A 12407-nucleotide genomic window follows, 5' to 3' on the forward strand; every position below is an offset into this window, starting at 1 on the left:
ATTAACTAAACCCGTTAATGAATTACACCCTTATATCGCTTTAGCAATTCTTCTACTGCTTGAGAAGTGGTATAGTCCCCTTCCTTCACACGCCCTTCCATGTGTGGAAGGGCAGACTTTATATCCTTATGAAAAAAGAAATCTGACAAGACTCTTTCTTTCAACATCGTATGGAACCATTCCTGCTTTTGGAGAAGTCGCTTTTCTTCAAAGACTCCCTGTTCTTTTGATTGCTTCTCAAACTGTCGGATCACATTCCACATCTCTTTTAACCCCTCATTTTTCAAAGCAGAACAGGTATAAGCCTTTGAGCTCCAACCTTTAGTTGCGGGAGTCAAGAAGTGGAGGATTTGGTTCAGCTCTCTTCTTGTTTTCTCAGCGAGAGGTTTATTTTCTCCATCCGCTTTGTTGACAAGTAATGCATCGGCAAGCTCCATGATCCCCTTTTTCATTCCTTGAAGCTCGTCCCCGGCTCCAGTGATGACGAGCAGGAGGAAGAAATCCACCATTTGCCTCACCATCACTTCACTTTGACCGACTCCAACGGTTTCAATGATCATCAGATCATATCCGGCCGCTTCGCATAAGAGAAGTGTTTCACTCGTTTTCCGGTGTACTCCACCAAGTGTTCCTGCAGTGGGGGAAGGTCTTACAAAAGCACGGGGGTTTTTCGATAATTGTTCCATTCTTGTTTTATCCCCCAGAATACTGCCACCGGAAATGGAAGAGCTGGGATCAATCGCAAGGACGGCAACCCGGTGGCCCTGCTCACATAACATTTCCCCGAACGCTTCTATAAATGTACTTTTACCAGCTCCAGGCACACCTGTAATGCCGATCCGAAAGCTTTTACCCGTATAGGGCAGGAGCTCCTGCAACAGTTCCTGTCCCTTTGCATAATGCTGTTCTGCATTGCTTTCAATCAGAGTGATGGCCTTCGCCAAGGAGCTACGGTCACCATTCAAGACCCCGTCCTTTAATTCGGTAATCGATACAGAATCCTTTTTCTTCTTCACAAAACGCTTCTTTCGCCCTGAATCATGCTCTCCCATTATTCAGCCACTTCCTCATAGCCCAGCACTTCATAAATTTCTTTGATGACTTTTTGTGCAGCAACGGGTATGATCGTCCCTGGTCCAAAAACGGCAGAAGCTCCGTTATTCAATAGGAAGTCATAATCCTTAGCCGGGATCACTCCACCAATGACAACGAGAATGTCTTCTCTTCCTAATTTCTTTAGTTCTGCTACCAATTGAGGCAGGAGTGTTTTATGTCCTGCGGCCAGAGAACTTACACCGATGACATGCACGTCATTTTCGACTGCTTGCAGAGCCGTTTCTGCAGGCGTCTGGAACAATGGCCCGATATCCACATCAAAGCCAAGGTCTGCGAACGCCGTGCTAATCACTTTAGCTCCTCTGTCATGCCCGTCCTGTCCCATCTTTGCAATCAGGATACGCGGTCTTCTTCCTTCGTTTTCCAAAAATTCTTCTGTCATCTCTTTCACGACGTTGATTTCTTGTTCATTTGAAAAGTTCGAGCTGTACACCCCACTTATACTCCGGATTGTTGCTTTATGTCGTCCTGATACTTTTTCAATGGCGTCAGATATTTCTCCGAGTGTCGCCCGGGCCCGCGCTGCCTCTACCGCTTTTTCAAGTAGATTCCCTTCTCCTGTTTCTGCTACAAGCGTTAATGCCTCGAGCGTTTCGGTTACTCTATTCTCATTTCGTTCTTCTTTAAGCATTTGAATTCGCTCAATTTGCTTTTGTCTCACAACTGTATTATCAATGTCCAGCGTTTCAATCGGATCTTCCTTGTCCAGGCGATATTTATTTACCCCGACTATCGCTTCATCCCCCGAATCAATCATTGCCTGTCTTCTCGCAGCCGCTTCCTCTATCCGCATCTTCGGCAATCCGGTTTCAATCGCCTTGGTCATTCCGCCAAGCTCTTCGATTTCTTCGATATGATCCCAGGCCTTCTCCATCAACTGATCGGTCAAGGATTCAACATAATGTGAACCTGCCCATGGATCAATCACTTTTGTAATAGCGGTTTCCTCTTGAAGGTATAGCTGTGTATTACGTGCGATCCGCGCAGAGAAGTCTGTCGGCAGGGCAATCGCTTCGTCCAATGCATTGGTATGAAGCGATTGCGTATGACCCATAGCAGCCGCGTGGGCCTCAAGTAATGTACGAATGACATTATTATACGGATCCTGCTCCGTTAAGCTCCAACCGGACGTTTGGGAGTGGGTTCTGAGCGCCAACGATTTCGGATTACCAGGACCGAATGTTTTCATCATTTTCGCCCAAATTCTCCGCGCCGCCCTCATTTTGGCGACTTCCATGAAATAATTCATGCCAATCGCCCAGAAGAATGATAGTCTTGGTGCAAAGGAGTCGATATCGATCCCTGCCTGGAGACCTGTACGAACATACTCAAGACCATCTGCCAGCGTATAAGCAAGCTCAATATCGGCAGGCGCTCCCGCTTCTTGCATATGATACCCGGAGATACTGATGCTATTAAACTTCGGCATATGTTTGGACGTATACTCAAAGATGTCTGCAATTATCTTCATGGATGTTTCAGGAGGATAAATATAGGTGTTCCTCACCATATACTCTTTTAAAATATCATTTTGAATCGTACCGGACAGCTTCTCCTGCGAAACTCCCTGTTCTTCTGCCGTGACGATATAAAATGCAAGGATGGGCAGCACCGCTCCGTTCATCGTCATGGAAACAGACATTTGATCAAGAGGTATTCCATCAAACAGAATCTTCATATCCAGGATCGAATCGATGGCGACTCCCGCTTTTCCTACATCCCCTACCACCCGGGGATGATCGGAATCATAGCCACGATGAGTAGCTAAATCAAAAGCGACAGACAGACCTTTCTGCCCCATACTTAGGTTTCTTCTATAAAAGGCATTGCTTTCTTCTGCTGTTGAAAATCCTGCATACTGCCTTACCGTCCAAGGACGATTCACATACATGGTCGGGTACGGTCCCCTTGTATAAGGAGCCAAGCCTGGGAGGTCTTCTCCATGGGATATATCCTTTGAGTCCTCTTCTGAATAAAGAGATTTAATGACGATCTTCTCATTTGTTTCATAGGTGCTGCCTGTTAGAGAACCATCATTCGTTCTCACTTCTTTCGAATAAGGGTTGATTTCTTGCCAATCAGGCTTTGTCATTGTCAGTTCCCTCCTCCCAGATGGTTAATAGGTCATCTACTTTTTTCAGTATGTTTTGCTTGTTGTAAATGGATCCATTCAGTCCTAAACGAACCCACTCATGCTCATCAGGTATTTTCCCTGCTGCGTCAATCACAATGGTCGAATCAATATGATGAATGGACTCAATCAGCATAGGCAGTTTGTCTTGATATTCTTCCTCTGTTCCACAAACACAATAGTATGGATAACGGGTTTCTTCCACAAATTGAAGTATATCTTCCTTAGAGAAGCACTCTTTACTTTGATTCGCATGAATGCCCCCCGTCGCTAAAAATCCTTTTACAAAATCAGCCCTGGGCTTATGGGTTTTCAGCTTTCCTAACCCTATTAAACCTGCCACCGGTTTACTTCTCAGCTTATGTGTCCTTTCTCTTAATCTTTCAAAAGGAAGAGACAATCGCTCACCCACATTATTAGATGATGGAGTTTGATATGTCTCCTCAAGATTTGAATAGATGTTTGTCCCGATCATCGAGTTTTTTCTTGTGGCTAAATCATGAATACGTGACTCTCTCACTCTATTTATTTTTTCATTAATGGAACCATTTTTCAGACAGACAAGAATTCCCCCATCTCCATCGACCTGTTGAAATTCCTTCCATGCAAGCTTACCTACCTCTTCTGATAACCATTCCACATAATAAGAACCGCCCCCAGGGTCGACCACTTTATCCAAATGAGCTTCTTCCCCAAGGATCAGTTGCGTATTCCGGGCAATTCTCTCAGAAAACCCGTTCACTTCCCCACTCACTTCATTGAATGGAGCAACAAGAAGATAATCCACCCCTGCAAGAATGGCAGAAAACGCTTCTCCTCCCCCGCGAAGCATATTGACATACGGATCGAGTGTGGATTTGTTCAATTGAGACGTTTCCGCACTGCAGCTGACCGAATGAGCGATCGCTTGTTCTGAAAGTCCATAAGACGATAATACTTCTTGCCACAATTTCTTAAAGGCTCTGATTTTGGCTATTTCCATAAAGAAATGGCTGCCTACTGAAAAGTGAAAATGCATTTTCCCAGCAATCTTTTCTATAGTCCATCCTTTTTCCTGAAGTGTTTCAATATAAGCGACCCCTTCACTCAGGCCGTATGCCAATTCCTGCGTGGCACTTCCTCCACTATTATGATACTGGGCAGAATTAATGATTATGGTCTTCAGATTAGGCAGATGCTCATCTACGTCTTTTACAACCTCCAACCAATCTACAAACTGCTCCCGATTTTCATTTATTGGATCAAAGCCCATTACACCTTTGATTTCCCTCAGTTCAGGAATTTCCATCATTCGCTGAATAGAGAGTGCTGTCTTTTTTTCAATGGAAAAGACAGGAGTCTCTAACCCAACGACTTCTTTTATAAATTGGTGGAAGCCTTCTCTTATGTCTAAGTCACCTACTTGAAATGAAACACAGTTCTGTCCCCGGGATAATGCATCCTTCATTGCAGAAGTGAGTTCTTCCCAAGTGCCCCTTTTGACCGGTTGAGCGATGAACCATTTTGGAGCACTCTCCAATTTCCCTTGAACATTAGGGATATAAGCATTCACCCTATCCACTCCAGGTAAATCTTCTTTCGTGTATAACGGTTTAAGTTCAATATTTTCATAGGTTTTCGTATGTAAGGAACGAATCCCTTTCCCTTTTAACGCTATCTCAGCTGCTTCTTGCCATTCGGTAAGTGTTCGTCGACTGAATGATTGTTCTTTCATATCATTAAGCTTCATAGTACCCCTCTTTCGACCTGCATGATTGTAATCGTTTACATTTACATCTGAAGAACTTCACTTAACTAGCATGAGTGCACATTGAACATTCGAAATGTTTATACTAATACTATTTTAGTATATAAAAGAAAACGTATTTCTTCAATCTCTCTGGTAAATGAATCAAAAAAGAAAGAAGAGTCGACGGGGTCGACTCTTCCTCCCTTAAGCTTTATTTCTTTGTATTGATATACAATTTACCTTCTGCACGTTTCGTTGTGACATTTCCATAATCATCGGAAATCTTCACTTCAATAAGTGCTCCAGGTGCCTTTACATTGGAAGTGGCTGTGTAGTAACCGACGTAGTGACCTTCTGATGTTTCCATCATTGGAAGCTCATTTGCGTTTGTTACTTGGGATCGTGCATTTGTCAGTGGCATTTGGATGACAAATGTGGCATCTAATCCAGGCTCACTGTCAAATTCGATTTTAACCGATTCACCTTTCTTCAGCTCTTTATCTTCAGAAGGAAGAAGATTTTCAACTGCGATGTCACCAAATTTAGCAAAGACTGTCACGCTTTGTTTCTTTTTGTTTCCAGCTTTATCTTTCGCTACTACCTGTATGACATTTTCTCCTTCATCCAGAAGCAGTCTATGACTGAACTGTCCATCACTTACAGAAGCTTTCTCGCCATTAACTTTTACCCAGGCAAGGTTTTCATCGACAATCGTTCCTTCTACGGTGATGGCTTCACGATTCGTTTTCATGCCTTCTTTCGGAGACGTGATGGCAAGCTCAGGCTTCACTTGATCAAGGGTGATGGTTACAGGCTCAGATGGTCCCGTCATCCCTTGCTCGGTTGCTGCTTTCGCTGTAATCGAATTCTCTCCATCATGTAATGAAACATCTGCAGAGAAGGTACCATCTTCCATCGTTTCTGCTGTTGCCACTTCTTCGTCTCCATTAAAGAGGTGGACCGTTGTGGTCGGGGCAGAAGTCCCTTCAACGGTAACCGACTCCTTATTTGTAAATGATTTATCTTTCGGTGATGTGATGACTGGTGCAGTGACTTCATAATTCACTGTTGCACGAATCATATAGTTCCCTTCATCTTCTGGTGCTAGTGACCATGCACCTCCGACGAATTGCCAGCTTCTTGCGGCATATTCGCCATCTTCATCTGTTCCAAGCCCTGGTGCATTCGGATTTGGAGCTGATTGAATGTAAACCATGTAGAAATCGCCGTCTACCATGATGCCATGCTGGCTTAGGTCTACATGTGTCCATTCCCCGTTACGTAAAGCAGTTCCATCAAACGGACCGGCTACTTTCTTACCAGGAGCGCCATCTGGACCAGATGCATCATAAACGGCAACTTGGAATTCTGTTCCACCCGGTACTGGCCATTCTGTATCCCAGAAGCGGAATAACCCGCCTGTAACCAATGCTGTTTCATTGCCTTCTTCAAGAGACATTTTCACAGCCCAGCCATTACCTGCATCATAGAATGCACGTGCGTTTTCAGCTGTTCCATCATCGTAACCAATTTCACCGGGATATCCGATGAAAGGCTCTAATGAAACATCGGCATTTGTTGCTTCTCCACCTTCAACTGTTACAGTCATTTCCTTACTATAGTAGTAAGGTGCAACTACTTTAAGGGTGTACTCACCTTCATATGCCTCCAGCTCATATTCACCATTTTCATTCGTTTCTACCGGCTCTACAACAGCATCTTCAAGTAAGAAGACAGTAGCTCCCTCAACCGGTTCTCCAGAAATTTCATTTGTGACTGTTCCCGTAATATTCCCTTGAGGAATTTCTTCAAGGGTAAAATTGGCGTTAGATGTCTGATCTGCTTCAATCGTTACACTTTGTGTTTCAGATCTGAATCCATAGGTTGATGCTTGCAGCGTAAACTCACCGGCTGCATGAGTCATTTCGTACGATCCATCGGCAGGGTTCGTATATACCGAACGTCCCGTTTCCAGTACGCTTACTTCCGCTTGCAATGGAAGCAGCACCGGCCCTGGTACGTTTCCTTCTACCGGAGTTTCTTTGCTTACATGTTTCGCCATTTTGATTTTATTCGGATTTACACTCGGTTTCTTTGAAACAGATGATGACTTCTCATCCTTCGATTTCAATCCAAGGTTCATCTTTTTAGCTGGAAGAATCGATTCTCCACTTAGCTTAACGTCATCGATATACCAGCCTTGTTTCACGACACTACCATCAGTTGTAACATTAAATGCGATGTAGATGCGCTGACCGGCATATTGACTCAGATCCACTTCTCCGTCGACCCAGCCATCCGTATTCCCGTTGACACGAAGGGCCTGCGTCCACTCTTCACCATCTGTGGATACAAACACATGACCATAATCATAGTTTCTTTCAAGCTCATGCCACTGCTTGAATTGTAAGAAGCTATTCCCTTCAGGTAAATCGATCGGAGGCATTTGTAAGGACATGTTGGCACTGTTGTCATACGTACCATCCAGACTTGTTGCATATACCTTTTCTCCTGAAGTAGCGGCACCTGGACCATTAACCGGTACACCCCACTCCCAGCTGTTTCCTGGGCCGTAAGAATTCCAGCCACTTGGAGAAGACTCAAAGTCCTGCTCATATCCGACTGTGATTCCCGGAAGAAGAGTGACAGAATAGGCATCCGTTTCTACTTCATTTCCGCCAAAGTCCATTGCCGACCATTTATAAGTAACACTTTCTCCTGTCAGTGCTTCTCCAGGAATGATCGCCTCATAAGTTCCTGATTTATAGTCACCTGAAGATCTTGTTGCTTCAACAGATTCCCAAGCGCCATCCTGATTTTGATAATGTAATGAAACATTCGTTACACTCACATTATCATTTGCTTCCGCTTGTAGTGGCAGATTCATTCCTTCAAATGCTTCACCAGGGGCTTCATGACTGATTACTGGAGCTTCAGAGTCATCCCCTTCTTTTGAAACTTGCCCTTCTACTTTTCCAATACCGCTCATTACGGATGAAACGGCATCGAATGCGTTAACCAAGCCATGACCATATCCATTATTAGGTGTTTCAGGGAAGGTACCGTCTGTCAATGGAACAGCCGTTGACATTAAGATTTCTTCCATTTCATCAACCGTCAAACTTGCATCCGCTTGTCTCAATAATGCTGCAACTGCAGAGACGTGAGGACCCGCCATTGATGTACCATTCCATCCGCCTTCGTAGTTACTTCCCGGTACTGAAGAGCGAATATTCACTCCCGGTGCGGAAATTTCAGGTTTAACTTCCTCGTAAGGAGAAGGACCCTGCAGCGAGAAACTTCCAAGGTTGTCATTAATATCCGTTGCACCCGTTGCAAATGACTCAGGGTAATTTGCAGGTGTAGCAATTGAACCCGGGCCTCCAGGATTAAATAATGTTGTATTACCAGCAGAGAACTCAGGGAATATTTCTGCCGCTCTCCATGCGTTCACCATATCCCGGTACCACTCATCAAGACCGGGACCCCCACCCCATGAGTTATTGACAACATCTGGAGCCATCTCGGGATGCGGGTTGCCCTCAGCATCCTTAGGAGCAAGAATCCATTCTCCCGCTTCCAACAAATCAACATCTGTTCCTCCATCTGCCGTGAATGCTTTTACAGCAATCCATTTTGCTCCCGGAGCGACGCCGATCTGATTGCTGCCGGCAGGTTCTGAACCAACCATTGTTCCTGTAACATGCGTACCGTGTCCTTGATCATCATAAGGTGCACTTTGCCCTGCTGTTGCATCAAACCAGCTGAATTCATGATCAGGGGCATCAGGATTTTGAGGATCATATCCTCTGTATTTTTCCTGTAAAGCCGGATGATTCCATTGAACACCTGTATCAATCGATGCTACAACGGTTCCAGCTCCATCAATTCCCATATCCCAAACCGCCGGTGCACCAACTCTGTCAATATTCCATTCAATCGATGCCGGACTGTTTTGGACTTCTTTTTCTGCAACGCTAGCTGAATCTTCAACTTTTGCCGGTTGAATGAGCTGACGCGTTTCATTCGGCAAGATTTTCTCAACTTCAGCAAATGTTGAAATTTTATCCATTACCTCTTTTGTGGAAGTAACGGCCATTCCGTTTACAACGTAGAAATCTTTTATTTCCTTTACTGCACCGGACTTTTTTTGTTTCGTTAAGTATTCTTTCACTTCTGCTTGAGATTCAAGGGCCGTGGCACGAAGCTCGGAAACGACCATATTTCGCTTCAGTAATTTTTTGCTGTTAGCAGACAGCTTCTGTTTTTTCGCTTTTTCAGCCGCGCTCTTAGCTACAGCCTTCGTATCAAGCTGCTCCTTGAACTTCACTAAGTATGTGACGTGCTTATCTTTCTTGAATTGATCATGTAGTTTCGATGTGATCTTTGATTGTGGACTTACCTTTGCGCTATCGCTTGCTGAAGTGGATGGTTTTTCTTTAGCCAAAGCTGATTGTGAGGTATTCGCTGCCCCTGCATTGAATGGAAATAATAATGGGACAAACATTACTAAGGTGAGTACAATGGATAACCATCTTGCTTTACGCTTTCTACGTGTCATCTAATTCCCTCCCAGTAATTTTAGATTCCTTCAGTAAACCCGACACCTCCCTGATTCACTACTTGGAAAAAAGTAGGTTCTAAACCAAAGATAACCAAGTGGTAATGTAAAATTTGTAAGTTTATGTCGGATTAAATCTGAATATTCGGAAATTAATAAAAAAGTCACCTTCTCGCATATTTCATGTATGCATATAGTCACACAGATAATATAACTACAGGAATATTTTGGATTGCGATGCACATCTCATAGGTTAAAAGGAGGGAGTACCCCCAACATTTCGTACTAAGCAGGAAATAAATGAGAAAGAAGACATAGGAGGGAATTTAATCTTGTAAGTACTCGGAAAACGACCTATAAATCGTAAAAAAATTATTTACGGGATATTCTTCCAGTTATAATTTTCCTTTTTTTCCTGAATTCTTGGGCCTACCATTTTGTTTTATAATCCTTTCTATCCAGAAGCAGAAAAAAACAAGGACCAACCACCCAGGGTCAGTCCTTGTCACTATTTAATAGACAGATGTATTTTCTTTTGATGTATTTTCTAAGATTTCTTTCACCCGCTGCAAGAATCTTCCGCATACCAATCCGTCAAGAACACGGTGATCAAGTGACATACACAGGTTCACCATATCACGAACTGCGATCATCCCGTTGTTCATGACAACTGGACGCTTCACAATCGACTCCACTTGAAGGATCGCTGCTTGAGGATAATTTATGATACCCATCGATTGTACTGAACCAAATGACCCGGTATTGTTAACTGTAAATGTGCCTCCCTGCATATCTTGAGAAGTTAATTTACCGCTGCGGACTTTTCCGGCAAGCTCAGTAATTTCTCTTGCAATTCCTTTGATCGTCTTTTCGTCTGCATTTTTGATCACAGGCACATAAAGTGCATCATCAGTGGCCACTGCAATGGAAAGATTGATGTCTTTCTTTTGAACAATTTTGTCGCCTGCCCACATAGAGTTGATTTGCGGATACTCTTTAAGAGCTTGCGCTACAGCTTTCACAAAGAATGCGAAGAATGTCAGATTAAAACCTTCACGCTGCTTGAATTCCGTTTTTAGTGAGTTTCTATAATCAACAAGATTTGTAACATCCACTTCCATCATCGTCCATGCGTGAGGAGCTTCATGCTTGCTTCGAACCATGTTGGATGCGATGGCTTTACGAATTCCCGAAACCGGGATTTCAATATCACCAGGTACAACAGGAACGTTCGCTGCAGGTGCGGATTGCTTGGCAGGTTGTTGAACAGCTTGCTCTTTCACTGGCGCTTGCTGAGGAGCCTGATCTTCGGCCTTAGGCGCCTGAGCCTCTCCTGCTTTTGGAATATTACCTGACTCAATGACCTTCTTAAGATCTTTACGAGTGATACGTCCGCCGTTTCCAGTGCCTTCCACTTGATTCAGGTCAATATCGTGCTCTTGAGATAGCTTTAATACTGCCGGAGAATACCTTGCTTTATTCCCACTATCTTTACTTGGAGCATTCCTTTTAGTTGCTGATTGAGTTGTTTCATCCGCATCTTCCATAGGCTCTTCTTTCGGAGTTTCTTCAACAGGTGCAGAACCTTCACCTTCCACTTCAATCGAACAAATGATTTCTCCGACTTCAAGAGTGTCTCCTTCATCAGCAATTAAATCTTTAATGGTACCCGTAAAGGATGATGGTACCTCTGCATTTACTTTATCCGTTTGAACTTCCGCAATCGGGTCATATTTATTGACGGTATCACCAGGTGAAACCAACCATTTACTTATTGTACCTTCTGTAACACTTTCCCCTAGCTGAGGCATTTTCATATTTTCTATACCCAATGAGGAACCCTCCTTACTGTTGAGTTTAATTGGTTTTTCTGATTAAAATTCTGCAAGTTCACGCATTGCTTTTTCTACTTTATCCGGGTTGATCATAAAGTATTTTTCCATTGTTGGCGCATACGGCATTGAAGGAACGTCAGGACCAGCAAGTCGTTTGATTGGAGCATCAAGCTCGAATAAACAATTTTCAGCGATAATCGCAGAAACCTCACCCATGATGCTTCCTTCTTTATTGTCTTCTGTCACGAGCAGAACTTTCCCTGTTTTAGAAGCTGCTTCAATGATCGCTTCTTTATCTAATGGATAGATTGTACGTAAATCCAGGATGTGCGCCTCAATTCCGTCTTGGGCAAGCTTTTCTGCTGCCTGAAGAGCAAAGTGAACACACAAGCCATATGTGATGACTGTGATGTCTTCCCCTTCACGCTTCACGTCTGCTTTTCCGATTGGAAGAGTATAATCATCATCAGGTACTTCTCCTTTAATTAGACGGTAAGCACGTTTGTGTTCGAAGAATAATACTGGATCTTCGTCACGGATCGCCGCTTTCAGCAAGCCTTTCACATCATAAGGAGTAGAAGGCATGACTATTTTCAATCCAGGCTGATTAGCGAAAACCGCCTCAACGGATTGAGAGTGATAAAGTGCTCCGTGAACTCCACCACCGTATGGAGCACGAATAACCATCGGACAGCTCCAATCATTATTCGAGCGATAACGAATACGTGATGCTTCAGAAATGATTTGGTTCACAGCAGGCATGATAAAATCAGCAAACTGCATTTCTGCAATCGGTCTCATACCATACATGGCAGCTCCGATTCCAACTCCGGCAATAGCTGATTCTGCAAGTGGTGTATCGATGACGCGGTCTTCTCCAAATTGATCATACAATCCGTGAGTCGCTTTGAAAACTCCACCTTTTTTCCCTACGTCTTCTCCAAGAACGAATACTTTCTCATCACGTTCCATTTCTTCTCTAATGGCCATTGTTACGGCATCAATGTATGAAATTACTGGCATGATTGAATTCCC

Annotated in this window: 5 protein-coding genes and 2 pseudogenes; all 7 read right to left on the reverse strand. The window is 43.7% G+C overall.

The features are described from left to right. Positions 1-14: 14 nt before the first annotated feature. On the reverse strand, positions 15-1052 hold the full coding sequence (gene meaB / locus FZC88_RS15945) for a methylmalonyl Co-A mutase-associated GTPase MeaB (protein WP_148995611.1): 1038 nt from the start codon (positions 1050-1052) through the stop codon (positions 15-17). Then, the gene (gene scpA, locus FZC88_RS15950) at positions 1052-3208 is read right to left on the reverse strand and encodes a methylmalonyl-CoA mutase (RefSeq protein ID WP_148995612.1); all 2157 of its coding nucleotides are present in this window, start codon (positions 3206-3208) and stop codon (positions 1052-1054) included. Before scpA ends, meaB begins: the two co-directional genes overlap by 1 nt. Then, positions 3195-4976, reverse strand: coding sequence for a methylmalonyl-CoA mutase family protein (locus tag FZC88_RS15955; protein ID WP_148995613.1), 1782 nt, complete (start codon positions 4974-4976; stop codon positions 3195-3197). The genes scpA and FZC88_RS15955 overlap by 14 nt, the downstream gene beginning before the upstream one ends. Before the next feature lie 211 nt (positions 4977-5187). Continuing rightward, on the reverse strand, positions 5188-9537 hold the full coding sequence (locus FZC88_RS15960; protein ID WP_148995614.1) for a S8 family serine peptidase: 4350 nt from the start codon (positions 9535-9537) through the stop codon (positions 5188-5190). A 512-nt stretch (positions 9538-10049) separates the two neighbouring features. Continuing rightward, positions 10050-11015 (reverse strand): annotated as a pseudogene (locus tag FZC88_RS15965) (dihydrolipoamide acetyltransferase family protein); the annotation flags it as partial. Between the two features lie 183 nt (positions 11016-11198). Beyond that, a pseudogene (locus FZC88_RS24755) lies at positions 11199-11354 on the reverse strand (biotin/lipoyl-containing protein); the annotation flags it as partial. A 57-nt stretch (positions 11355-11411) separates the two neighbouring features. After that, positions 11412-12395: an alpha-ketoacid dehydrogenase subunit beta gene (locus FZC88_RS15970; RefSeq protein WP_148969567.1), complete on the reverse strand. Its 984-nt coding sequence runs from the start codon at positions 12393-12395 to the stop codon at positions 11412-11414. Between the last annotated feature and the right edge of the window lie 12 nt (positions 12396-12407).

Origin of the sequence: Rossellomorea aquimaris, assembly GCF_008180865.1 — a bacterium.
GTDB classification, from domain to species: Bacteria; Bacillota; Bacilli; order Bacillales; family Bacillaceae_B; genus Rossellomorea; species Rossellomorea yichunensis.

Coding starts and splice junctions, on each gene's coding strand:
- meaB (WP_148995611.1), bottom strand. CDS start 1,052: ATGGGAGAGCATGATTCAGGGCGAAAGAAGCGTTTTGTGAAGAAGAAA.
- scpA (WP_148995612.1), bottom strand. CDS start 3,208: ATGACAAAGCCTGATTGGCAAGAAATCAACCCTTATTCGAAAGAAGTG.
- FZC88_RS15955 (WP_148995613.1), bottom strand. CDS start 4,976: ATGAAGCTTAATGATATGAAAGAACAATCATTCAGTCGACGAACACTT.
- FZC88_RS15960 (WP_148995614.1), bottom strand. CDS start 9,537: ATGACACGTAGAAAGCGTAAAGCAAGATGGTTATCCATTGTACTCACC.
- FZC88_RS15970 (WP_148969567.1), bottom strand. CDS start 12,395: ATGCCAGTAATTTCATACATTGATGCCGTAACAATGGCCATTAGAGAA.